Raw genomic sequence first — 24,513 nt, 5'->3', positions numbered from 1 at the left:
AACCCTTTCCAGCTTTATTGCAACGGAGTACAATGGGTAACGTTTAAGTTCAACTTGAAGTTTTAGTTGCGACTCCGGGCTTCGGCCGCAATGTAAAGAGAGGCGTTCCATGGCGATCTATGTGACATCCGATGCTCACGGGCACGTGCGTGCGCTTGACGAGGCCCTGTCCAAGATTTCGCTGGCGTCCGACGATACACTGTACGTGCTGGGCGACATGATCGATCGCGGGCCCGATCCGGTTGGCGTTATTAAACTGGTGCGCTCGCTGCCCAACGCTCGCGTGCTCAAGGGCAATCACGAGCAGATTATGCTCGATGCCATCATTGGCCAGGATCCGCTCGACGCCGAGACCTGGGACATCAACGGCGGTTGGACTACCCGTCAGCAGCTCAACGATATGGAATTTGAGGCGTACGAGGAGCTCGTGCGTTGGATGGCGACGTTGCCGCTCTACGCGGTGGTCGAGACTGACGAGCGTCCGTACCTGCTGGTACATGCCGGCATCCAGACCGAGGCGGCCCGGGCGTTTTTGCTTGAACATGGGGTTGATTGTGCCGATGGTACGGGGGCGGTGGATGTCGATCGCGAACTGCTGAAGCAGATGCTTGCCGTGCAGTCGTCCGATGACCTGCTGTGGATTCGTCACGGCTATTGGGATGCGCCGACGGGGCTGCTTTCTGCCGAGGGCAAGGGTCCGGTCGTGGTGAGCGGCCACACGCCCACGGTGTCGCTCGGGCGTTATTGTGAGGTCGGCGGCTTGGCGGGGCTCGATGAGGAGTCGGGGCGCGGGCAGATTGTGCGCCTGGGCGGCGAGGATACCGCTGGCGTGCCCGATCGCATCGACATCGACTGCGCCGCCGCAACGGGCTCCGAGTTCGGCCGCGTGGGCATCCTTCGCCTAGACGACGGGGCCGAGTTCTACGCGAACATTCTTCCTGGCAAATGATTACGCAAAGGGTAGCTAATTTGGGACAGGGCTTTTTTTGACTACTTTTGCCCTTCTGTCCGTTAATTGATTTTTCTGGGACGGGGATTAAACAATCATTTGGCTGCCCGCTGGCTAAGTGAGTAGACTTTTTTGGGAATGCCGAGCACCCAACAAATTTGCCTCAATAAAACCGCAGGTCACAGACTTGTGCTATGTCGGTGTGGTCGGGGATTCGGTAAAAGTCTACTCACTTAGTTTTGCGTGATGCGTATTGTCCGCAACGAGACCCCAGCCGGGGCGATTCCATCGCAAATTCCGGCGACCGGGGGCAGCTAATTAGGCGCCGTATGGGTTGCGGTCGCGCTCGATGCGTTGGCGGATGTGGGCGTACTCGATAATCAGTAGCACCAGGAGTAGGGCCATGATGGCTAGGTAACTCACCACAGCGCCCATCAGACCCAGCATCTTAATCAGGATCAACGGCAGCACCACGCTTACGGCGAAGCAGATCAGGTAGATTTTGGTGACGTCGCCGGCGTGGCGCAACACCGTGATGATGGCGTAGATAAAGTCGATTGCCGCGGTGATGCCACCGGCGATAACCATCAGTAGCGCCAGCGTGCGGTAGCGCTCAAAGTTGAGGCCGTACATAAAGCTCATGATGGGGATGCCGGGGCCTGCCATAAATGCGGCACACGCTCCGGTAATGACCACGATCAGTACCATAACGGCAACAATAATCAGGTCAAAGCGGCGACGCTTGCGCGGATTCGCCCAAATGCTCGACAGACGCAAAAGCTGCGGTTTATAGATAAATCCAATGCTCAACAAAATGGCCTGCGCCGGAAAGAACAGGGCATTAAAGTACAGCTGGTATTTGTAGGCCAGCGTGCCTTCCATCACGAACTTGGGCATGCTCTCGATAAGGTTGAACAGGAACAGCGCACCAAAGAGCGGGGCGCACTGGACAAACAGGTGGCCGACCTCGCGCAGGCTCACGCGGCGCGATTTTTCGGTTTCGAGCAGGGCGAGCGGGGCGGTGACCAGCACGAGCGAGGCGATGGCGGTGACACCCATGGCCATGGCCGCGATAGGCATGCTGCGCGTGAGGAACAGTGCCACGCTAAAGACCGCGATGACGCCGGCGGAGCGCAGCGTTTGGCTCATGCCGGCCAGGTAGAGTTTATCGGCCTGCTGCAGTCGGCCCTCGTACACGTCCGCCACGCCGTCGATCACCTTATAGAGGTAGACGCCCAGGCCGATCGTTGCCATCTGCGCGTCATAGCCGCGGGCGCTGCTGTACATGAGGCCGCAGCCTAGGGCGAGCGCTCCGCAAAGCCAGCGGTTGAGCTGGTAGGAGGCGAAGGAGGTTTTTTCGTCGATGTCCGAGACCTGAAAGTTGCGCACGCCGTAGTTGCACGCGATCATGATGAGCGTGCCGGTGACAAAGGCGATGGAGAACTTACCGGCTTCCTCGGCGCCCGCAAGCTGCGTCGACACAATGGTGAGCAGCGGAAATGCCATGCCCCATACGGCGGTGCCCAGGGTATTCCAAAGGTAGTCGCGACGGGTGGCGTGATCTTCGTACTCGGCTTCTTGCGTGGAGAAACCGCCGCCGTAGACGGCTCCGAGCAGGCGGTTCCACCAGGCATTGACCATGCGGTGGATGGGCCCGGGTTGGCGATCGCGCTCGCGGCGACGGCGTGCGGCCTGGCTGTTGTCGGGACCGCCGGCGTTGCGCTGGCTCAGCTCTTGGATTCGTGCGAGCTCCTCGGCGGTGTGCGATGCGGGGAACAGGCCGTTCTCGATGCGTCCGCCCTGTCCGTGCGCCCCGCCCGATACGGCGGGGTCGGCGACGCCATTGCGGCGGGCGATGGCGCGGCGGATGCTATCGAGGGGCGTGATGCTCAAGGCGGTTCCTTTCTCTTACTGTGCTCTAGTATAGTCGCGGTGGTGTCCATTCGTATTTTTGAACAGGTTGTTCAATAATTTCGGCGGGCGGCTGTAATTTGTCGGTAAACGTGCGGTATCCTGTTGAAGTTTTGTGACCCCCCGATGCCGCTTGCGCGGTACCAAGGAGCTTTTACCCATGGATGTCGCTGCGTTTTTGCTGGCTCTTGTGCCGATCATCTGGCTCGTCGTGATGCTGCTGTGCTTTAAATGGCCGGCTTGGAAGGCCGCCATTGGCTCGTTCGCCCTTTCGTGCGTGCTCGCCTTTGCGTGGTGGCATTTGCCGGCGGCGCAGATAGCCACGGCCTCGCTCGAGGGCTTTTTGATGGCCCTGTGGCCCATCGTGCTCGTGATTATCGCCGCGGTGTTCACGTATAACCTGTGTGTGCGCACGGGCGCCATGGACGTGATCGGCAGCATGATTACCTCCATCAGCAGCGACCGTCGTCTGTTGGCGCTGCTCGTGGCTTGGTGCTTCGGCGGCTTTATGGAGGGCATGGCTGGTTTTGGCACTGCCGTTGCCATTCCCGCCGGCATGCTTGCTGGTCTGGGCTTTGAGGCCGTTCCCGCCGTGCTGATCTGTCTGCTGGCCAATGGCGTGCCCACGCCCTACGGCTCCATTGGCATCCCCACGGTGTCCGTTGCCGACCTGGTGGGCCTGGATTCCCTGCATTTGGCGACCGTTCAGCTGGTGCAGCTCGCGCCCTTCTTTGTGGCGATGCCGCTGCTTATCGTGCTGGTTGCGGGCCGTGTCGCTGATGACCAAGGCAATGTTGCAAGCGTGAGCGAGCGTCTGCACGGCGTTGCCGGCGTGGCACTGCTTTCCGGTGTGTCCTTTGTCGGCGCGGCCCTGATCGTTGCCATGTTTGTGGGTCCCGAGCTTGCCGTAGTCGTGGGCTCCATCGTGTCGCTTGCGCTGACTGCCGCGCTTGCCATGCGCGCCGAGAAGTCGGGGCATTTGGATGCGCGCTTCCATATGAATATCGAGGCCGGCGAACAGCTCACCGTTAAGTCGGCGCTTTCTGCCTGGTCGTGCTTCATCCTGATTTTTGTGCTGCTGCTGGGTACCTCCAACCTGGTTCCCGTCGTGCACGCCGTGCTCGCGCCGTTTGCGAGCCACGTGCAGGTGTATTGCGGCGAGAACCCCGGTACGCTTACGTTTTCGTGGATCAACACACCGGGTGTTTGGATCTTCCTGGCCGCGTTTGTCGGCGGCGCGATTCAGGGCGCTTCGCCGCGTCTGATGGGCGAGGTACTGGCCGCGACCGTCAAGCAGATGATGCCGACGGTCATTACCATGCTTTCGGTGCTGGGCTGCGCCAAGGTGATGGGCTATGCGGGCATGATTTCTTCGATTAGCGCGTTCTGCATCGCCGTCGCCGGTGGTCTGTACCCGATTCTGGCCCCGTGGATCGGTGCCGTCGGTGCGTTCGTGACCGGTTCGGGCACGTCCTCGGGCATGCTGTTTGGTCCCATCCAGAGCCAGGCGGCTACGGCGCTGGGCGTGAGTGACTACTGGATGGTCGCGCTGAACGCCCTGGGCGTCGCCGCCGGTAAGATGATCTCGCCACAGACCCTCGCCATCGGTCTTGCCGCCGTTCACGTGCGCGGTAAGGATGCCGAGCTCCTGGGCGCAGTGCTGCCCTACGCCGCCGGCATGCTGGTCCTCATGAGTGCCATCGCCATGCTCGGCCAAGGCTTGCCGCTGTAGTCGGCACTTGGGGACATTACTTATGTGCCGGCACTTTAGGAACGTCCCTAAGTGCCGGCATCTGGGGACACTCCTTGGCTGTTGCCTGTTCAAGAGTGTCCCCAACGACTAGTCGTTTAAGAACGTCCCAAATGACTAGGCCGCTTGCGTGCGATTTTTGACCGTTGAGCGGGCGCTTCGCCGTTGCCGCAAAAACGTTTTTGCATATCGGGTACAACGGGCTTTACGTGAGTAAAGTGCGTGCCGCGTCCACGTGTCGCGCTTTTAAAGGAGGCCCCATGCCTGGTGTTACCCCTGCAGAAGTTCTATCCAACTTTGGCATTACGCTGGTCGAAGATCCCGCCGAGAACCAGCCCCGCCTGCTGGTTGACCTGCCGGCAGCCGAGCTCGTCGAGCATGCGATTCGCCGCGAAGAGGGCCGTATGGCCTCCAACGGCGCACTCGTGATCGAGACGGGGGAGCGTACCGGACGTTCGCCCAACGACCGCTTTATCGTCGATACGCCCGACGTGCACGACAAGATTGCCTGGGGCGCCGTCAACCGCCCGCTGTCCGTCGAAAGCTACGAGGTCATCAAAGCCGGCATCGTCGACTATCTCAACGAGCGCGATGTGTTCGTCACCCGCGGCATGGCCGGCGCCGACCGCAACCACACGCGCCGTCTGCTCGTCGCCTGCGAGCGTGCCAGCCAGGCGCTCTTTATTAAGCAGATGCTCGCCCGCCCGCTCGCTCGCGAAATCGCGCGCACCGGCGAGCCGGACTTCTGCGTCCTTGCCGCGCCAGGTTACCAGTGTGACCCCGCCATCAAGGGCCTCAACTCCAGCGCCGCGGTGGTCATCAACTTCCAGGAGCGCGTGATTCTGGTCGCGGGCACCGGCTACTCCGGTGAGATCAAAAAGTCCATCTTCAGTGTCATGAATTACTTGCTGCCCGTCGAGGACGACGTGCTGCCCATGCATTGCTCCGCCAGCATGGACCCCGTCACGCATGAGACCGCGGTGTTCTTTGGCCTGTCCGGCACCGGCAAGACCACGCTTTCGGCCAATCCCACGCGCCTGCTGATTGGCGACGACGAGCACGGCTGGTCCGATATGGGCATCTTTAACGTCGAGGGCGGCTGCTACGCCAAGTGTGAGGGCCTGGACGCGTTCCACGAGCCCGAGATCTTCAACGCCGTTCGCTTTGGCGCCATCTGTGAAAACGTGGTACTCGATGAGAATCGCAAGCCCAACTACGACGACGTCTCGATCACGCACAACACGCGCGTGGCCTACCCCGTGGAGCACATTCCCAACGCGTGGACCAAGGGCATGGGCACCACTCCGAGCGTCGTGCTCTTCCTGACCTGCGACGCCTTTGGCGTGCTGCCGCCTATCTCGCGTCTGACGGCCGACGCCGCCATGTACCACTTTGTGACGGGCTTTACGGCCAAGGTCCCCGGCACCGAGGTTGGCGTCACCGAACCCACGCCCACGTTCTCCTCGCTGTTCGGCGAGCCGTTTATGCCGCTCGACCCCATGGTCTACGCCAAGATGCTCGGTGAGCGCATCGCCGACGGCCGCACGCGCGTCTACCTGGTCAACACCGGCTGGATCGGCGGCGGTTACGGCGTGGGCCATCGCATTGAGCTGGCTTACACGCGCTCCCTGGTCGCCCGCGCCCTCGACGGTACCATCGAGGAGAGCGAGTTCGTGCACGACGACATCTTTAACGTCGACATTCCCACCACGTGCCACGGCGTGCCCGACGGCATCCTGGTGCCGCGCCAGTACTGGCAGAGCACCGCGCGCTACGACGAGGCCGCGCACAACCTGGCCGTGATGTTCGAGGAGAACTTCGAGAAGAAGTACTCGCACCTGCCTGAGTCCGTCAAGGCCGCCGGTCCGCACGCCCAAGTGCCCGCCGAGGCTCGTCACCGCGGCCGCGGCCTGCTGGGACTCCGCCACTAGCGTCGCCTCGAGTCCATATCCACCACAAAGGGGACAGGCACCTTTGTGGTGGTTTTGCCTGCATGCCGCAGTAAGTAGGGTTACAATACGTCTGACATATCGTCCCCTTCTCCGGATGGGGGCAGCGTAAGCGCTCTTGTGGCGGCACCGTAGGACTTTGAAGGTGGCCGTCGTAAGAGCGCTTTTTGTTTGGGTGCCCGCGCACGGGCGAATCGCGAAGGGAGCGCGCATGAAGAACTTTATTGCCGAGGATTCGTTTTGGGAGCTGTTTCCGCAGGCAGCGGTGGGTGTCGTGGTCGTGACGGGCATGAAGCCCGCTGCAGAGATTTCCGAGGAGGACGTCAAGGCGGTCGCGGCGCTACTCGACCGCGCCAACATTGATGCCGAGCGTTATCTAACGAGCGATACCATCAGCGAGAATGCGCCGGTGAAGGCCTGGCGTGAGGCGTATCGCAAGTTCAAGACCAAGAAGGGCGCGCGTTGCTCGATCGAAAATCTGCTGAAGCGCGTGCTCAAGGGCAAGCCGGTGGGTCATATCACGCCAGCGGTGGATATTTACAACACGGTGTCGCTGTCTTACGCACTGCCTGTGGGCGGCGAGGATCTGCAGGCGATTGAGGGCGACCTGCGTCTGGCGGTTACCGACGGCGGGGATGCGTTCTTGCCGCTTGGTGAAGACACAGATGACCCCACATTGCCCGGTGAGCTTGCCTATATCGATGATGCGGGTGCCGTGTGTCGCTGCTGGAACTGGCGTGATGGCGTGCGAACGGCGTTGACTGACGATTCCGCTGACGCGTTTTTGGCGATTGAATGCGTCGAACCCGCGCGGATGGGGGATTGCCAGGCCGCGATTGGCCGTTTGGCTGAGCTGCTCGAGCGTTACCTGAGCGCGACGGTGGTCGTTAAGACGCTCGTTACTCGCGACAATCCCTGCGTGGAGCTGTAGCGACGCCTGCGGATCCTATTCGACGGCCAAAACCACCACAAAGGTGCCTGTCACCTTTGTGGTGGTTTTTATGTTGATGGGTTAACAAATGAGGTATTTGGGTACGCGGGTTGTCTGGTACGGCTAAGATGTTTACCCGTTAGCATCATGCAAGCGAAAGGCGGTCGTCTCTCATGCAGCAGAACGACGAGACACGTTTTGAGGACTTTGTCGGACTGATCAGCGGCCTCTACAAGGAGATCCAGCGCATCAAGACGTCCGAGGGCGCAAGGCTGGGCCTCAAGGGCTCCGATGTCATGTGCCTGTACTATCTCGAGCGCAGCAAGGACGGCCTGACTGGTGCCGATCTTGCCCGCATGGCCGGTGTGACTCGTGCTGCCGTTTCGCGTACGCTGGCACATCTTGAGGAAGGTGGCTACGTCGAGGTCGACGACTCGGGCGATGCCGCCGTCAAGTACCGTGCCCCGGTGCGCCTGACCGCCCTGGGCGGCGAGAGCATGAGCGAGGCCGATCGCATCATTCGCGAAGTGCTCGATACAACCGGCAAGGCCATGGGTGTGGAGCAGCGCGAGATGATGTATGCGTCGCTGCGCACGATTCTCAACACCCTGCGCGAGATGTAGAGCCGCGCCGGCGTTAGCTTTCAACTAATAATTGCATCGTCCCGTTTGAGCGCGCATGCCGTGCTGGGGCATTGCTGTCAAAATTCCCGCGCCGAGCGGCCTGAGGCCGTACGCGCAAGAAAGGATTCACTATGTCCGTTCGCATTATTACCGACTCCGCGAGCGATATGTCGCCTACGGAGCATCCTGCCCTGCACGTCCTGCCGCTGTCTGTTAGCTTTGGCACTGACGTGTATATGGATGGCGTCGACATCGATCATCAGCGCTTTTACGAGATGCTGGTGGAGCGCGACGAGCTGCCCAAGACCGGCCAGGTCAACCCGTATGCCTTTTCGCAGGCGATTGCCGAGGCGCGCGAGGCCGGCGACGAGGCCGTGATTATTACCGTGGGCGCCAAGCTTTCGGGCACCAACCAGAGTGCGCGCACGGCCCTTGCCGAGATGCCGGGTGGCGACGTGTTCGTCGTGGACAGCAATAACGTGACGCTGGGTGAGCGTGTGCTGGTCGAGTACGCGCTGCGCCTGGTGGATGAGGGCCGCGGCGCGGCTGAGATTGCGGCTGCCGTCGAGGCCGTCCGTGACCGCGTCGTCGTCATTGGCCTACTTGAGACGCTGGAGTACCTGGTGCGCGGCGGTCGCCTGTCTGCCGCAGCGGGCGCTGTGGGTACGCTCCTCAACGTGAAGCCGGTTGTTGCCGCCGAGGATGGCCTGATTGTGCAGCTGGGCAAGGCGCGCGGTTCCAAGAACGGCCGCAACCTGCTGAACCAGAAGGTCGAGAAGGCGGGCGGCGTCGATTTTTCCATGCCGCTGGCGCTCGGCTACACGGGTCTTTCGGATGCCGTGCTCAAGAAATATATCGAGGACAGCGCGGCGCTGTGGGCCGGCCATGCCGAAAGCGAGCTTCCCGTCCACACCATCGGCGCCACCATCGGCACCCACGTGGGTCCCGGCGCCGTAGCCGTAGCCTTCTTTCGCCCCGCCAACTAACCTACCCGCCAAAAACCACCACAAAGGGGACAGGCACCTTTGTGGTGGTTTATGCTGGTTTCGGTTGAAAGGAGCGCATGTTGGCGTCTGAGGGCTTTTTTGAGCGGGTGTACGAGGTAGTCGAGCAGATCCCTGAGGGGATGGTCGCCACGTATGGTCAGGTGGCGCTGCTTGCCGGTCGTCCACGAAGTGCGCGGTACGTGGGGTATGCCCTGCATAGCAATCCGCGCCCTGGTCAGATTCCCTGTCACCGCGTGGTGTTTGCCGACGGCCGTATCTGTGAGGGTTTTGCTTTTGGCGGCCCCGATGCTCAGCGTGAGTTCTTAATGGGGGAGGGCGTGACGTTTACCGATCCCATGCACGTCGACTTGGTCGCCTGTCGCTGGCCAGCAGGGCTCTAGCGGCTCCGCCGTGGCCAAAACCACCACAAAGGTGCCTGTCCCCTTTGTGGTGGTTTTCCGTTGCAGGTTTACCGGGGTTAACTTATGGAGACGATGTGTTGGCGTATATTCTCGCCAGAAAGTAAACCACGGTGAACTATATTGGTTTCAGCAACGGAGCAGGCAATAGGCGATGAAAAAGCCTGCCCTGTTGAGTTTGATTCGCATTCCTCCCCTCTGTGCGATTCAACGGTGTACTTCGGGAACAGGCCCGCTGGCAACTAACTGCCAGCGGGCCTGTTCCTGTTTCGGGGAGAAATCTAATCTCACCGTCTATGTTGTGCGAAAGCGCTTTGCCTAGTACACCATGCCCATGGCGTCCTGAACCTCGGCCAGGGTCTGCTCGGCGATCTCGTTGGCGCGACGATTGCCTTCGTGCAGCACGTCCTTCACGTAATCCAAGTCGTTCTCGTAGCGCTGACGGCGCTCGCGGATCGGGGTAAAGTACTCGTTGACGGCCTCGGTCACGTACTTCTTGAGCTGGCCGGAGCCGCCCATGCCGATCTCCTCGGCAATCTCAACCTCGGAACGACCGGTGCAGATGGCAGCCGTCGAGAGCAGGCCGGATACGCCGGGGCGGTTCTCGGGATCGAACGTGATCATGCGCTCGGAGTCGGTCTGGCTCTTCTTGATGCGCTTGGCCGTCTCCTCGGCAGTCATCGAGATGTTGATGGCGTTGCCGTAGCTCTTGCTCATCTTGCGACCGTCCAGGCCGGGCAGCAGCGGGGTCTCGGACAGTAGCGCTTCGACCTCGGGAAATACCTTGCCATAGCGGTTGTTAAAGCGGCGGGCGATAGTGCGGGTGAGCTCGATATGCGGCAGCTGATCGCGGCCGACGGGCACCACATTGCCCTTGCAGAACAGAATGTCGCAGGCCTGGTGCACCGGGTAGGTGAGCAGAAGGCCGGTGAGCTCGTGGCCCGAGGCTTCCATCTCGGCCTTGACCGTGGGGTTGCGCGCCAGCTCGGCCTCGGACACCAGCGACAGGAACGGCAGCATGAGCTGGTTTGCGGCGGGCACGGCGGAGTGCGCGTAGATCATGGTCTTGTCGGGGTCGATGCCGCAGGCAAGGTAGTCCATGACCATGTTGTACACGTTGTCCTGGATATGCTCGGTGGTGTCGCGGTCGGTGATGACCTGGTAGTCGGCGATGAGCACGTTGGTCTTGGCGCCCATGTTCTGCAGTTCAACGCGGCCCTTGAGGGTGCCGAAGTAATGACCCAGGTGCAAGCGTCCGGTGGGGCGGTCGCCGGTGAGCATGGTGAACTTCTCGGGCGTCCTCGCTAGGCCCTCGCGAATGGCGTTGCTCTTTTGCAGCGCGACTTCGTAGCTGTTCTCGTTTGGCATGATTGCTCCTAACGTATGTTCATGGGTCAAGATGATAACGCGTTTATTGGAGGGTCGGGGCGTAAGTAGGCGAGGGGCGGGAGAGGGACGGCTTGTGCGATGGGAGCGGCGCGGCTGTGCTTGGCCAGCGTTGCCTGGGCGCATCCTCGGCAGCTTATCCTAGAGCTTGTGGTGGCGCTCTTCTTTACGTTCCTCGGCTGCTTGCTCCTCCTGCTTAAAAGCGGGATCGTCGGGGGTTACCAGCTCGTCCTCGTGCGTGCGCTTGTTGTAATGGTGGCGTAGCACAGGTTCGAACAGGTGCAGGTGCTTGGCGAAGGCCGCCGAGCCAATGGCGAGCACGACAAAGATGAGCACGCGCGTGGGCACCTCGACCTGATTGATCGCGGCGGCGCCGGCCGAAAGCATGATGCACCAGGCGTAGATGAGCAGCACGGCCTGCTTTTGGTTGTAGCCCTCTTGGATCAGGCGGTGGTGGATGTGGCCCTTGTCGGCCTGTCCGATGCTAATGTGGGCGCGCTTGCGACGCACGATGGCGCTGAACGTGTCGATGATGGGCACGCCTGCCACGATGAGCGGGATGATGAGCGAGGTGAGCGCGGCGGTGCGGCTCACGTTGAGCAGCGAGATGGAGCCCAAAGCGAAGCCCAGCAGCAGCGACCCCGAGTCGCCCAAGAAGATGCTCGCGGGGTTGAAGTTGTAATGCAGAAAAGCCACGCACGAGCCAAAGAGCGCGATGGAGAGCGCGGCGGCGTCGATACGGCCCGAAAGCATGGCCATCGTGAACATGGTGAATGATGCGATGCCGCAAATGCCCGTGGCCAGGCCGTCGAGGCCGTCGATGAGGTTGATGATGTTGGTGAACGCCACTAGGTAGATCACGGTGATGGGGTAGGCGAGCCAGCCAAGCATGATCTCGCCGGGGGCAAACGGGTTGATGATGACGCCGATTTTTAAGCCGCCGATGCAGGCGATGAGCGCGGCGAGGACCTGGCCGGCTAGCTTTTGCTTGGGCTTGAGCTGGAAGACGTCGTCGATCGCGCCGGTCGCAAAGATGACGGTAAAGGAGAGTGCCAACACGGGGTAGCTGATGTGCAGGCGCGGGTGCGGCACCAAAGCGGGCGGCCAGCCCAGGTACCAGGTGCCCAGGATCTGCACGATGCAGGCAACGACGAGACCCAAAAAGACTGCCGTGCCGCCCATGCGCGGGATGGGTTTGGTGTTAATGCGGCGCTTTGAGGGATAGTCGACGGCGTCGAGCTTAATCGCCAGACGCTTGACTAGGGGTACCGTGAGAAAGGTCGTGATAAAGGCAGCGGCCGCCACGCATAAGTACGGTATGAAGCTCGTGGAGGAAGCCATGAATCAAAAAACCGCCAAGCGTCGAAGGAAAAGGTCAAAGGGCGCTACGCGCAAAAGGGCATAGCTTACCCATGATACTCGACCGAGGGGGTGCGGGGGTTTGCGCCGTGCGATTATCACGCGCTTACCAGATATTGGGATGTTGGCGGGGGTTCTGCCGAGTGCTGTTGGGTGTCATACGGGATCTGCGATGGCAATTTTTGGCAAAATCGGCAAAAGAAAACCACCCCCCACGTTACGAAAATGAACCCACCTAAAACAGGTGGGTGCCCTCATCGACTGTTCCAGCGTCCTTAACAACGAAGGATACCTGTACTAAGTACGACTGTGTGGGCTCCCTAAATAAACGCGACGGTTCACCCAGTTGCTCCGCGGGGGGCGGAATACCTACATCATAAAGCGGCACTTTGTTGATTCCAGTCTTGACATTACAAAAATCGTGTCGGACGATTACGGCGCCTTGGGCTTGGGGCCGTCTGTGCGGTCCGAGCCTTTACGTTTGAGCTGCTGAATCGTTGTTTTGGAGCATGTTTTTATGCCGACGTCGTTGACCGAACTTTTTTCGCCCGCCTGCCATTTGTGTCCACGCCGTTGCGGCGCGGCACGCGACGAGGGCGCGCGTGGCGTGTGCGGCGCCGACGACACGCTTAAGGTCGCCCGCGCGGCGCTTCATATGTGGGAGGAGCCGCCCATCTCGGGTGAGGCCGGCTCGGGCACGATTTTCTTTAGCGGCTGTTCGCTCAAATGCGTCTACTGCCAAAACCACGAGATTTCGACGGGCAATTTCGGTCTTGAGATTACGCCCCAGCGTTTGGTCGAGATTATGCTGGAGCTTCAGGACCAGGGTGCCAACAACATCAACCTGGTGACTGCGACGCATTATGCTCACCTGCTGCCGTCCGCGATTGCCGCAGCGCGGGAGCGCGGGCTGGACATCCCGATCGTCTACAACACGAGCGGCTATGAGCGGGCGAGTGCCGTGGCTGCCCTGGGTGACCTGGTTGATGTGTGGCTTACCGACTTTAAATATGCCGATGCGGGGCTTGCGCAGTCGCTCTCTCATATTCAGGACTACCCGCGTGTGGCCGCGTCGGGCCTGGCTCAGATGGCGCGCGAGATTAAGCGCCGCGGGGGAGAGCTGGTGGACGAGGACGGGCTCATGAAGCGCGGCATCATCGTGCGTCACCTAGTGCTGCCGGGACATGCGGACGATTCGTGCCGCGTGCTGGACCTGGTGTGGCAGACGGTGGGCGACGTGCCGATTTCGGTCATGAACCAGTACACGCCCAATGCGCTCATGCGCGAGCAAGGCGGCGAGTTGGCACGCGCCGTGACGCGCGAGGAGTACGAGCAGGTGCTCGATCATGCCGACGACCTGGGCTTTACGACGATGTTCTGGCAAGAAGGCGGAGCGGTAGACGAGAGCTTTACCCCGGCGTTCGACACCACCGGTGTCCTCACCAGCGCAAAGTAGCGCGTTCGCCGATGATTTTTCTGGGACGGGGATTAAAAAATCATTCGGTACATGATGATTTTTTAATCCCCGTCCCAGAAAAATCATCGGGTGGCTCGGGCGTTCGAAAAGTAGTCAAAACAGCCCCGTCCCAAAAAGACTGGGTATTGGGCGTTGACAGTTGGCGAGCCGTAGGTAAAATATCAACTTGTCCTGGGGACGTAGCTCAGTTGGGAGAGCGCTGCCGTCGCATGGCAGAGGCCGAGGGTTCGACTCCCTTCGTCTCCACCCTTGGATTTGATAAGCCGCTGACATTGTGTCGGCGGCTTTTTTTAAAAAGAAAGGGCAATACCATGGCCGAGCTTGAGTCCCAACCACTGTCTGCCGAGGAGCGCGCCGAGTTGGAAGAGCTCCGCGCCGAGAAGGCTCGTCGCGAGGCCCAGGAAGAGGCGCGCCGCGAGCGTGAGGAGCTGGCCGCCCTGCGTGCCGAGCGCGAGAAGGCCGAGGAGGCCGCTGCGAAGGTTGCGCCCGCGCCCGCGCCCAAGCCCGCGCCTGCACCCAAGCCTGCCGCTGCGAAGCCCGCACCCACCGCACCCAAACCTCAGTCTAAAAAGGCCGCTCGTCCCAAGCCCGTCGAGCCCAGACCGAGCCGTGACGAGATGACCTTTGCCCAGCGCATGGTCACCTCCAAGGAGCCTACGGGCGAGAACGAGATCCCCGGCATGGCTCCGGCTCAAAAAATCATCATCGTGCTCGCCCTCATCGCGTTTATCGTCTTTATGGTCTACACGATCACGGGCAGCATGGGCCTGCACTAACCTGTTCACGCCGGGCTCCATGCCCGTACGTCCGCCTCGCCCAACCCTCAACCTCTGCACAACACATCCGAAAGGTCGCCCCATGGCTTTGACCGACATCTCGCATCCCACCGACATCGCAATGCTCACCGATCTGTACGAACTCACTATGGCCCAGGGCCTGTGGGAGAGCGGCAAGGCCAATGAGCAGGGTTGTTTTACGGCGTTTTACCGCGACCATCCCTTTGGCAGCGCGTATGCCGTCATGTGCGGCACCGCCGAGCTGCCCGAGCTTGTCGAGAACCTGCGCTTTACGCCCGAGGACATCGACTATTTAGCTTCGCTCCAGGCTCCGGCCGGCGGCGCGATGTTTAAGCCTGCATTCCTCGACTACCTGCGCAACTTCCGTGCGCACGTGAACATTGACGCCGTGCCCGAGGGCGAGCTCGTCTTTCCGCGCGAGCCCATGGTGCGCGTCACCGGCCCGTCGCTGGAGTGCCAGCTGCTCGAGACCGCGCTGCTCAACATCGTCGGCTTCCAGACGCTTGTCGCCACCAAGACGGCGCGCGTGGTGTTGGCGGCCGACGGTCGTCCCGTGGCCGAGTTTGGCCTGCGCCGTGCCCAGGGTCCCGATGGCGGCCTGGCCGTCGCGCGCGCGAGCTACGTTGCCGGCTGTTCCTCTACGTCTAATGTGCTCGCCGGTCGCCGCTACGGTATTCCCGTCTTTGGCACACACGCGCACAGCTGGGTGATGAGCTTTGACTCCGAGCTCGAGGCCTTCCGTGCGTTTGCCAAGTCGAGCCCCAAGAATTGCACGCTGCTCATCGACACGTACGATGTGCGCGAGGGCTGCGAGCATGCCATTACGGTTGCCAAGGAGATGGAGGCGGCGGGCGAGCGCCTGTCGGCCATTCGCATCGACTCGGGCGACTTGGCCAAGCTCTCCAAGTATGTCCGTGGTCGTTTCGATGCCGAGGGCCTGCCTTATGTGGGAATCTCGGTGTCCAACGACCTGGATGAGTACACGATTCAGTCACTGCTCGACCAGGGCGCGCCCATCGACAGCTTTGGCGTGGGTACCAAGCTTGCGACCTGCTACGATCAGCCGGCGCTGGGCGGCGTGTACAAGCTTTCGGCCCGCCGCGCGAGCGACGCGGAACCGTGGACGCCGGTGGTGAAGCTTTCCGAGCAGCCCTACAAGCGCACGATTCCGGGCGTGCAGCGTGTGCGCCGCTATTACGACGGCTTTGGCGGCCCGGTCTGCGACATGATCTATGACGAGGACCATCTGGCAGGGGAGGGCGCCGCGCGCGGTAATACCCTCGTGGCCGTAAACGATGCGGCGCTGGTGACCGATGTGTCCGAGCTTGAGTATCGTGAGCTGCTGGTGCCGATTGTGCGCGACGGCAGCGCGGTGGCTCCTCGCGAGAGCATCGAGGATGCGCGCGAGCGCTGTGCTTGGGCGCTCGATCATCTGGACGCGGCTTTCAAGCGCTTCCTGTATCCGCAGACCTACGTGGTGGGCATGGAACAGGGCTTGGCCCAGGTGCGCGACGAGCTCGTGCGCAAGAACATGGCCGCGGCTTCGGCCTTCCCCTGGGCAAAATGATCCGAAGGGGACGGAGAAAAACGGACCATATTCCCGTTCGCCCGTTCGCCCGCCTGCTCAACACTCGATTGGTTTGACGTATGACGACTTCTTATAAAACGATGGTGGTAAAGATCGGCTCGTCCACGGTGGTGGGTGCCGACGGTAAGGTCAACCGTGCGTTTATCGGTGGCCTGGCCGATCAGGCCGCGGCCCTGCGCAAGCTCGGCTGGCGCTTGGTCGTGGTGAGCTCCGGCGCCATTGCCTGTGGCTATCCCGTGCTGGGCTTCGACCGCAAACCGGTTGGCGATCTGCCGAGCCTGCAGGCATGCGCTTCGGCCGGCCAGTGCATCATCTCGTCGGCCTACGACGAGGAGTTCCATGCGCGTGACCTACTCACCTCGCTCGTGCTGCTCACACGCCACGACACGGCGCGCCGTACATCCTACCTGCACGCGCGCGACGCCCTGCTGTGCCTGGTGGAGCTGGGCGTGGTGCCGGTCGTCAACGAAAACGACACCGTCACCGTCGACGAGATCAAGTTCGGCGACAACGATACACTCGCGGCCCTCGTGAGCTGCCTGGTTTCGGCGGACCTGTGCGTGACGCTTTCGGACATCGACGGCCTCTACACCGCCAATCCGCATGAGGATCCGACGGCCGAGTTTGTCCCGGTCGTGCATAAGATCGATGCCAAGATCATTGCCTCGGCGGGAGATTCTTCGACGTCGGTGGGTACGGGCGGCATGATCACCAAGATTCGCGCGAGCCGCATTTTGATGACGGCCGGCATTCAGAGCGTGATTTGCTCGGGCGAGGAACCCGATGCGCTCGTGCGTCTGGCCCGCGGCGAGAGCGTGGGCACGCTGTTCGACCCGCCGGCGGAGCGCCTGGATATTGCGCCGCGCAAGCTGTGGATCGCGCTGGGTGACAAGGCACATGGCTCGGTAACGGTTGACGGCGGTGCCGCGAAGGCGCTGGTCAGCCGTGGCTCGTCCTTGCTCGCGGTGGGTATTCGCGAGGTCGATGGCGAGTTTGCCGAGGGCGATGTGCTCGATGTGTGCGATCCGAGCGGTATGGTTGTCGCCCGCGGTATCGCCGAGGCCGATTCGGACGTGATGGAGCTTGCTGCCGGCCGCCGCCAGGACCAGATCGCCGGCAACCGCCTGCTGGCAGACCTGGCCGAGAAGCCCGCGATTCATCGAGACAACTTAATTGTCTTCGCCTAACGGGTCGACGCTGCGCGCCGCCCAGAGCGACAATTTGTCATTCAAAAGGCGAGGCATGACCATCAGGTCTATGCCTCGCCTTTTTCATGCCAACTTGTTCGCTCTGGGCGGCGCTCGCTTCTTTTGTTCGACCTACGATACAAAGCCACTCGCTTAGGGGCGTTTTCGCTTTCCGTCCTCTTTCTGCAATGACTTCATGAACCTGGCACTTGGGGACGTTCCTATTGTGCCGGCAGGTGGGGACACTCCTTTGCTAGAAGATTCGGCGCAGGTCTCCGCGGTTGAGGGCTTCGTCGAAGAGGTGCTTGAATACCACACTGCCGTGCAGGCCGTCGTGCTCGAACTCGTTCGTTACCCAGGCATGCGAGTTGCCCACGCGGCTGAGCGTGTCGAGCTGCATACCCGAATCGACGTACATGTCGTCGAAATACACCGCGGCCTGGAGTGACACCTCGTTGCATGCTAGGCGCTGCGGGTCGTAGATTTTGTCCCAGCTGGTGTCTTCCATCAGCAGGTCCATCGCGGGCTTGAAGGGCTTAAGTTCGGGCATCTGCTCGAACATCCACGGGAACATGGCCTCTCCGGTAAACATGAGCGGGCGCGCGAGTGTGTCGAACTCGGCACGATGAGCTTTCTCTTCTGCCGCGGCCCAGCGAATGGGCATGGTGTCGCCGTCGGCGTAGATGAACTCCTGAAGCGTCCAGTACAGCGGATTCGTGCGCGTGTTGGTGCGTTCGAAGGCACGCATCAAAAAGCTATCGGATACTGAGGCACCGCAGCTCAGCGTGCCGTCGCCGTTAACAAAAGCGTGATCGATGATCCAATGCATGCGCTCAAAGCTCGGCTTCATGCCAAAGTCGCTGCCCATAAGCTGTAGACGCTCCACCGTCATTGGCGAGCCGTCGGGCAGCACGGGCTTCTGCTCCTCAAGCGCATCGGCAAGAACCGCCACACGCTCGACGTCGGCGGGGTAGCGGTCGTAATACTGCCGCGTCTTGGCGGCCATGCGCGGGAAGGTGTGCGCGTAGACCTCGTTGGCGCTCGCCGGGACGTGGGGGATGCCGCCGCAGGTAAAGCTCGCCGCCACGCCCTCGGGGAAGAGCGACAGATAGCTCAGCGTCAAAAAGCCGCCGTAGCTTTGGCCGAGCGTGACCCACGGCTTGCCGCCAAAGCCCACCAGGCGCAGGTACTCAAAATCGCGCACGATGGAGCTGGCGAGGTGGCGCTTGAGGAAGTCCGCCTGCGCGCGTGCGGCATCGGAGCCGGCCGCCGTCGCGCGCTCGCCTAGAGCCGCGATCGTGCGCCCGTCCACGCAGCTACTGCGTCCGGTGCCGCGCTGGTCGGGGAGGACCACGCGGAAGTGCTTGACGGCTTCCTCAATCCAACCGTCGCTCGTGGGCGAGAGCGGACGCGGGCTCTCGCCGCCGGGGCCGCCCTGCAAAAACAGGAGCAGCGGCAGATCGTCGTTAATGCGGTCGGGTGCGCAAACCACGCGGTAGAAAAGCTTGATGCTCTCGGGCGCGCCGGCGATGGGCGCCGGCATGGCGCCGCGGCGCATGGTGCTGCCGACGGCCAACAGCACCGGCTCCAGGCCGCGCCAGTCAAGGGGGACGTCGATGCTGTGGTCCTCGACGTAGAGGCCGGGGACGTGGTACGAAGTGATGAGGGCCATGCGGTACTTCCGTTCGTTGCGGTGTTTCGGGTTGACCAATTCTACCGCCGCGGGCGAGGCCATGCGCAAATCGGCTACCATGGTTGCAAACTTCTAGGAGAAAGGGCCGCCCATGTCGGTCGATATAGCCACGTATGTCCACGATCTTGCCGTTGCCGCCAAGGCAGCGTCGGCCTCGCTTGCCACGGCGAGCGATGAGCAGCGCCAGGAGGCCGTGCGCGCCATGGCCGCATCACTGCGCAACGGTGTCGACTCCATCGTCGCCGCCAACGAGCTCGATATGTCCGCCGCGCGCGATGCGGGGACCTCGGCGGGGCTCCTCGATCGCCTGTTGCTGACGCCCGAGCGCGTCGAGGGCATGGCCGCCGGCCTGGAGAAGCTCGCCGAGCTGCCCGATCCTGTCGGCCGCGTGCTCGACCATCGCGTGCTTGCAAGTGGCGTGGACCTCACCCGCGTGAGCGTGCCGCTGGGTTTGGTCGCCATGGTCTACGAGGCGCGCCCCAACGTGACGGCCGACGCCGCGGGCATCTGCATCCGCACCGGAAACGCCTGCATTCTGCGCGGCGGTTCGCTGGCCTATCACTCGTGCGCCATGATTGCCGAGCTGCTGGCCGATGCGCTCGAGGCCAAGGGTTTCCCGCGCGAGGCTATCTCGATGATCGAGTCTACCGACCGCGAGGCCACCGGCGAGCTCATGAAGCTCCGCGGCATCGTCGACGTGCTTATTCCGCGTGGCGGTGCGGGTCTGATTCAGCGCTGCGTGCGCGAGTCGCTTGTGCCGGTGATCGAGACGGGCACGGGCAACTGTCATATCTACGTGCATGAATCCGCCGACTTTGACAAGGCGCTCAACATTATCGTCAATGCCAAGACCCAGCGAGTGGGCGTGTGCAATGCTGCCGAGTCGCTGCTGGTCGACCGTGCCGTTGCTGATCGCTTCCTGCCCGCAGTCGTTGCCGTGTTGCACGACCACGGCGTGCTGATTCACGGTGACGAGGCCACGTGCGCTGCATGCGCTGACGCTGGGCTTGCCGAGGGCGACGACTATGTTGCCGCGACTGAGGAGGATTGGGGCCGTGAGTACCTGGCACTCGAGATGAGCGTGAAGGTCGTGGCGAACGAGGACGAGGCCATCGCACACATCAACCGCTACGGCACCATGCACTCCGAGGCCATCGTTGCCGAGGACGAGGATGCCTGCGAGCGCTTCCTGGATGCGGTCGATGCCTCGGCTGTGTATGCCAACGCCAGCACGCGCTTCACTGACGGCGGCGAGTTTGGGCTGGGTGCCGAGATCGGCATCTCGACCCAAAAGCTCCACGCCCGCGGCCCCTTTGCCGCCGAGGCCCTCACCACCTACAAATACAAGCTCCGCGGCACCGGCCAGGTCCGTCCCTAAACTCCGTATAAACGAAAACCACCACAAAGGGGACAGGCACCTTTGCGGTGGTTTTAGGTGGCGTGAGCGGTTAGGCCTGGAAGGTGTCGCGGTCGGGGGCGAAGGACTGCATGGCTGCGATGGTGCGGTCGAAGAGTTCGGGAAGCTCCCAGCCCAGCATCTCGGCACCCTGCGAAATCACGTCGCGCGAGCAGCCGGCGGCAAAGCGCTTGTCCTTGAATTTCTTTTTGAGCGACTTGGTCGTAAAGTCCATGACGCTCTTGCTCGGGCGCATGATGACGGCGGCGCCGATCAGGCCGGTGAGCTCATCGCAGGCAAACAGGATCTTTTCCATTTGCAGCTCGGGCTTGGGCAGCGAAGAGTTGAAGTCCGACGTGTGCGTCTGGATGGCACGGATAAGCTCGGGAGACGCACCTTCGCCCTCAAGAATCTCGGCGGCATAGATGGTGTGGTTCATGGGGTCATCCTCATGCTCCTCCCAATCCAAGTCGTGCAGCAGACCGACGATGCCCCAAAACTCCTCGTTCTCGGGGTCGAACTCGCGCGCAAAGTAGCGCATAGTGCCCTCGACCGTCTCGCCATGGGTGATGTGGAACGGGTCCTTGTTGTGCTCGTTGAGCAGTTCGAACGCGCGGTCGCGGGTGATTCCGGCGGTAAGCGGCTCTGCCATAAGGGACTCCTTTTGCTCGTGGGTATCGATAAGAATGAATACTACTAGAACAAGAAAACCACCACAAAGGTGCCTGTCCCCTTTGTGGTGGTTTTTGGTGCGGATGGGTTAGTTGAGGGCGGCTTGGGCTAGGCGGGCTTCGGCGTCCTCCTCGGTGACGCCCAGGGCCACGGCGAACTCCTCGATGGAGCGGCGCTTGGCTTCCTTGAGTACGCGCATGTAGTAAGAGCTTGGCTTTTTATCTGCTTCCTCGGCCTGGCGAATACGGTGCATCATGGTTTTCGCCACGCGGACCGTCTCGGGCGCACCCAGCTTGAGCTGCTGCTTAAAGTGCGTCTCCTCCAGCGAGCTGTTGCGCTCGGTAAAGGTGTCGCACTCCAACTCGTCGTAGTGGCTCAGCAGGTGTTCGGCATCTTGCTGGGAGATGGCGGCATGCAAACGGTCGGCCTGCGCCACGGGGTACATGAGAATCGTCTGCGCATGTCCCTGCTTGGTCTCGAGCAACAGCATGGGCTGCGGCGTGTCGTCCCTAAAACCGACGACGGTGCAGACTCCCTGACCCGGATGAATGACGTGTTGACCGATTGAGAACATGCTACCTCCAACTTATACGAATTCACGTATGTTTAGAATACCACGCTGACGTGCGTAAACCCTTACTTTATGCAGGAAAAGCACACAACTCCGATAGGTAAGAGTATTCGATAAAATACACCACCCATTCATATGTTTATGCAGTTCCAACGCGTGCATAATCTGCAGGCAAACCGCCAACTTTGTACTGCCGCGCAGGAGCGGTAGTCATTTTTGTGCATATGCAATATCTATTAGCTTTACCCTGCGACAGTGTGCGTCGCTTGTGATAGAGTGCTACAAACTCTGGCTTTTGCCCTACGAGTGACCAAGAGCTCGGGGGCTTTAACACAAGGAGGATCTATGCCCGAGAAGATTGAAGAGCTGGTACGCGCTGCGCTTGCTGCGGCCCAGGAGGCCGGCGACCTTTCCGCATTTGAACTTGACGATTGCGCCATCGAGCGACCGGCTGACACTTCTCATGGCGAGTGGACCTCCACCATGGCCCTGAAGTCCGCCAAGCTGGCCCACTGCGCCCCGCGCAAGATTGCCGAGGCCGTCGTTGCCCATATGCCCGAGGATCCCGCGATCGAGAAGGTCGAGATCGCCGGCCCTGGCTTCATCAACTTCTACCTCTCCGTTGCCGTCAAGAACGCCATCTTTGGCGAGGCCCGCGAGAAGGGTATGGACTTCGCTAAGTCCAACGTCGGCGGCGGCCTGAAGACCCAGGTCGAGTTCGTTTCCGCCAACCCCGTCGGCCCCATGCACATCGGCCATGGCCGCTGGGCCGCGCTGGGCGACTCCCTCTGCCGTGTTATGGACCACGCCGGTTACGACATCCAGCGTGAGTTCTACATCAACGACCACGGCTCTCAGATGAACACCTTCGGCAACTCCATCAGCACGCGCTATATGCAGCTTGCCGACATCATCGCCAAGCAGGGCGTGGATATCGACGAGGCTCACAAGCTGCTGATCGCCGACCGCGATGCCTTTGTCGCCGACGAGAACGACGAGCACCCCGAGACCCATCCGTATCAAGACAACTTTGCCGAGACCCTGGGCAAGGACTCCTACGGCGGCGACTACATCATCGACGAGGCTGCCGAGTTCTGGCGCACCGACGGCGACAAGTGGGTCGAGGCCGATCCGCAGGAGCGCATGGAGAGCTTCCGCGAGCGCGGCTACGTAAAGATGGTCGACAACATGCGCGACCTCTGCCACGCCGTCAATTGCGACTTCGATCGTTGGTTCTCCGAGCGCTCGCTGTATGTGAAGGACACCGAGGGCGAGACTGTCGGCACTTCCGCCGTCGACCGCGCTTTTGAGAAGCTCGACAAGATGGGCTACCTCTACACCAAGGACGGCGCCCTGTGGTTCCGTTCCACCGATCTGGGCGACGACAAGGACCGCGTCCTGATCAAGTCCGACGGCGAGTACACCTACTTCGCCTCCGACGTTGCCTATCACTGGGATAAGTTCCAGCGCGTCGACCACGTCATCGACATCTGGGGCGCCGACCACCACGGCTACATCGAGCGCGTCCGCTGCGTCTGCGACGCTCTTGGCTATCCCGGCAAGTTTGAGGTTCTGCTGGGCCAGCTCGTCAACCTGCTGCGCAACGGCAAGCCCGTCCGTATGTCCAAGCGCAAGGGCACCATGGTGACCCTGCAGGAGCTCGTCGACGAGGTCGGTTCCGACGCCGCTCGTTACACGCTCATCTCCAAGAGCTCCAACCAGATGGTCGACTTCGACATCGAAGCCGTTAAGAAGCGCGACAACTCCAACCCGGTGTACTACGTGCAGTACGCTCATGCCCGCGTGTGCTCCATCCTGCGTCGCGCCGCTGACGTTACCGCCGAGCAGGCCGCCGAGATGGGCATGAAGGCCGTTGCCGCCAAGGCCATCGGTGAGAATGTCGATTACTCGCTGCTGACCGACCCGACCGAGCTCGCCCTTTCGCGCAAGCTCAACGAGCTCACCGACCTCATCGCCAGCTGCGCTCGCGACCGCGCTCCGTTCCGCCTGACGCACTTTGCCGAGGAGCTCGCCGGCGACTTCCACAGCTTCTACGCTGCCTGCCAGGTCCTGCCGAGCGAGGGCCGTCCCGTCGACCCCGAGCTCTCGCGCGCCCGTCTGGCCGCTTGCGACGCCGTCCGCGTAACGCTCGCCCTGGTGCTTACCCTCGTTGGCGTTTCCGCACCCGAGCAGATGTAAGCTGCGGGTCATTTGACTGTCCAGGTTTGGTTTAACTGAGCCTTGAAAGCCCGATCTCCATCGCGGAGGTCGGGCTTTTTGCGTTTGACGGGGCTTTTTGGCGTGTTGGAAAATGCTACAAAAACGCAACTATACCGGTTTACGGGGCTGAATCGCCAACTGGCGACCATGGCGCCAATAGCGAAATTAAAACCGCAGGTAGACGGTTTATTGTTTCTTGAAAATGCAGGGTATGGTTGGCTTGTGCCGTTCTTGCACCGTAATCCGCTATCGTTTTGAAAACGACCCCTTGGGGACGGAGGAAAACGGATTATTTTTGTCCGGGGGGGGGAGCGATGCGAAACCGTCCGCCACGAATCGGGCTTATCTACTACGTTTAGTCGCATACCCCGAACCATGATTAAAGGTGCGATATTAAAACCGCAGGTAGCGGGCTTGCGATTTTAGGAAGATCGAGGGGATGGTCAGGGGTCGCGGGTCAAACGTAGTAGATAGGCGCGTTACGTGGCGCGGCTATTCCGGATGCCACGGCTTCACTCCTCTGGCGCGACATTTCAAGGCGCTTTTGAGGGAGAGTGTCCCTGATGACTGGGGGTTGATTTCCGATCTCAACCGAACATATTGAGCGAATAGGCCGTTCCCGCAGTTAGCCGAACGCCCCCGCGGCCCC

Annotated in this window: 19 protein-coding genes and 1 tRNA gene; 14 read left to right on the top strand and 6 right to left on the bottom strand. The window is 61.4% G+C overall.

Annotated elements, in window-relative coordinates; translation table 11 throughout:
* Positions 1–109: 109 nt before the first annotated feature.
* A complete protein-coding gene (locus tag AB5Z20_RS04740) occupies positions 110–949 on the top strand; it encodes a metallophosphoesterase family protein (protein WP_368156464.1) in 840 nt (279 codons plus the stop codon).
* Positions 950–1,267: 318 nt separating this feature from the next.
* Here AB5Z20_RS04740 and AB5Z20_RS04735 read toward each other — a convergent pair whose 3' ends face one another.
* Positions 1,268–2,842: a lipopolysaccharide biosynthesis protein gene (locus tag AB5Z20_RS04735; protein WP_368156462.1), complete on the bottom strand. Its 1,575-nt coding sequence runs from the start codon at positions 2,840–2,842 to the stop codon at positions 1,268–1,270.
* A gap of 178 nt (positions 2,843–3,020) precedes the next feature.
* On the opposite strand from AB5Z20_RS04735, the gene AB5Z20_RS04730 reads away from it, so the two are divergent.
* The 6 genes from AB5Z20_RS04730 to AB5Z20_RS04705 all read left to right on the top strand — a co-directional run bounded on the left by AB5Z20_RS04730 (position 3,021) and on the right by AB5Z20_RS04705 (position 9,500).
* Positions 3,021–4,592, top strand: coding sequence for an L-lactate permease (locus tag AB5Z20_RS04730; protein WP_368156461.1), 1,572 nt, complete (start codon positions 3,021–3,023; stop codon positions 4,590–4,592).
* 278 nt (positions 4,593–4,870) lie between these two features.
* Positions 4,871–6,541: a phosphoenolpyruvate carboxykinase (ATP) gene (pckA, locus tag AB5Z20_RS04725; RefSeq protein WP_368156459.1), complete on the top strand. Its 1,671-nt coding sequence runs from the start codon at positions 4,871–4,873 to the stop codon at positions 6,539–6,541.
* Positions 6,542–6,770: 229 nt separating this feature from the next.
* Positions 6,771–7,490, top strand: a complete 720-nt coding sequence (locus tag AB5Z20_RS04720) for a B3/4 domain-containing protein (RefSeq protein WP_368156458.1) — start codon at positions 6,771–6,773, stop codon at positions 7,488–7,490.
* A gap of 173 nt (positions 7,491–7,663) precedes the next feature.
* Positions 7,664–8,113, top strand: a complete 450-nt coding sequence (locus tag AB5Z20_RS04715) for a MarR family winged helix-turn-helix transcriptional regulator (RefSeq protein WP_368156457.1) — start codon at positions 7,664–7,666, stop codon at positions 8,111–8,113.
* A gap of 131 nt (positions 8,114–8,244) precedes the next feature.
* Positions 8,245–9,099, top strand: coding sequence for a DegV family protein (locus AB5Z20_RS04710; protein ID WP_368156455.1), 855 nt, complete (start codon positions 8,245–8,247; stop codon positions 9,097–9,099).
* 77 nt (positions 9,100–9,176) lie between these two features.
* Positions 9,177–9,500 (top strand): MGMT family protein, encoded by a 324-nt coding sequence (locus AB5Z20_RS04705; protein WP_368156454.1) that lies wholly within the window; start codon positions 9,177–9,179, stop codon positions 9,498–9,500.
* A gap of 336 nt (positions 9,501–9,836) precedes the next feature.
* Here AB5Z20_RS04705 and trpS read toward each other — a convergent pair whose 3' ends face one another.
* Both trpS and AB5Z20_RS04695 read right to left on the bottom strand, forming a co-directional pair.
* Positions 9,837–10,886: a tryptophan--tRNA ligase gene (gene trpS, locus AB5Z20_RS04700; protein ID WP_368156453.1), complete on the bottom strand. Its 1,050-nt coding sequence runs from the start codon at positions 10,884–10,886 to the stop codon at positions 9,837–9,839.
* A 159-nt stretch (positions 10,887–11,045) separates the two neighbouring features.
* Positions 11,046–12,245 carry an MraY family glycosyltransferase gene (locus tag AB5Z20_RS04695; RefSeq protein WP_368156452.1) on the bottom strand — a complete coding sequence of 400 codons (1,200 nt, stop codon included), beginning with the start codon at positions 12,243–12,245 and terminating at the stop codon, positions 11,046–11,048.
* Between the two features lie 535 nt (positions 12,246–12,780).
* On the opposite strand from AB5Z20_RS04695, the gene AB5Z20_RS04690 reads away from it, so the two are divergent.
* From AB5Z20_RS04690 to proB, 5 genes are all read left to right on the top strand, one after another.
* Positions 12,781–13,719: a radical SAM protein gene (locus tag AB5Z20_RS04690; protein ID WP_368156451.1), complete on the top strand. Its 939-nt coding sequence runs from the start codon at positions 12,781–12,783 to the stop codon at positions 13,717–13,719.
* A gap of 194 nt (positions 13,720–13,913) precedes the next feature.
* Positions 13,914–13,986, top strand: a tRNA-Ala gene (locus AB5Z20_RS04685).
* A 65-nt stretch (positions 13,987–14,051) separates the two neighbouring features.
* The gene (locus tag AB5Z20_RS04680; protein WP_368156450.1) at positions 14,052–14,516 is read left to right on the top strand and encodes a hypothetical protein; all 465 of its coding nucleotides are present in this window, start codon (positions 14,052–14,054) and stop codon (positions 14,514–14,516) included.
* Between the two features lie 82 nt (positions 14,517–14,598).
* Positions 14,599–16,104: a nicotinate phosphoribosyltransferase gene (locus tag AB5Z20_RS04675; RefSeq protein WP_368156448.1), complete on the top strand. Its 1,506-nt coding sequence runs from the start codon at positions 14,599–14,601 to the stop codon at positions 16,102–16,104.
* A gap of 80 nt (positions 16,105–16,184) precedes the next feature.
* Positions 16,185–17,312, top strand: a complete 1,128-nt coding sequence (gene proB / locus AB5Z20_RS04670; protein ID WP_368156447.1) for a glutamate 5-kinase — start codon at positions 16,185–16,187, stop codon at positions 17,310–17,312.
* A gap of 253 nt (positions 17,313–17,565) precedes the next feature.
* Here proB and AB5Z20_RS04665 read toward each other — a convergent pair whose 3' ends face one another.
* The gene (locus AB5Z20_RS04665) at positions 17,566–18,984 is read right to left on the bottom strand and encodes an alpha/beta fold hydrolase (protein WP_368156445.1); all 1,419 of its coding nucleotides are present in this window, start codon (positions 18,982–18,984) and stop codon (positions 17,566–17,568) included.
* Positions 18,985–19,096: 112 nt separating this feature from the next.
* Between AB5Z20_RS04665 and AB5Z20_RS04660 the strand changes: the two genes are divergently transcribed.
* Entirely contained in the window at positions 19,097–20,383 is a 1,287-nt protein-coding gene (locus AB5Z20_RS04660; RefSeq protein ID WP_368156444.1) for a glutamate-5-semialdehyde dehydrogenase, read from the top strand.
* Between the two features lie 70 nt (positions 20,384–20,453).
* Here AB5Z20_RS04660 and AB5Z20_RS04655 read toward each other — a convergent pair whose 3' ends face one another.
* Together AB5Z20_RS04655 and AB5Z20_RS04650 are read right to left on the bottom strand one after the other, a co-directional pair.
* Positions 20,454–21,053: an HD domain-containing protein gene (locus AB5Z20_RS04655; RefSeq protein ID WP_343007537.1), complete on the bottom strand. Its 600-nt coding sequence runs from the start codon at positions 21,051–21,053 to the stop codon at positions 20,454–20,456.
* A gap of 108 nt (positions 21,054–21,161) precedes the next feature.
* Positions 21,162–21,647, bottom strand: coding sequence for a CarD family transcriptional regulator (locus AB5Z20_RS04650; RefSeq protein WP_022094807.1), 486 nt, complete (start codon positions 21,645–21,647; stop codon positions 21,162–21,164).
* Between the two features lie 342 nt (positions 21,648–21,989).
* On the opposite strand from AB5Z20_RS04650, the gene argS reads away from it, so the two are divergent.
* Entirely contained in the window at positions 21,990–23,843 is a 1,854-nt protein-coding gene (gene argS / locus AB5Z20_RS04645; RefSeq protein ID WP_368156443.1) for an arginine--tRNA ligase, read from the top strand.
* The last annotated feature ends 670 nt before the right edge of the window (positions 23,844–24,513 follow it).

It is taken from the genome of Collinsella aerofaciens, from assembly GCF_040910245.1.
GTDB lineage: Bacteria > Actinomycetota > Coriobacteriia > Coriobacteriales > Coriobacteriaceae > Collinsella.
Note: the sequence above shows the minus strand (reverse complement) of the source record. Positions and strands in the feature narration are given on the sequence as shown.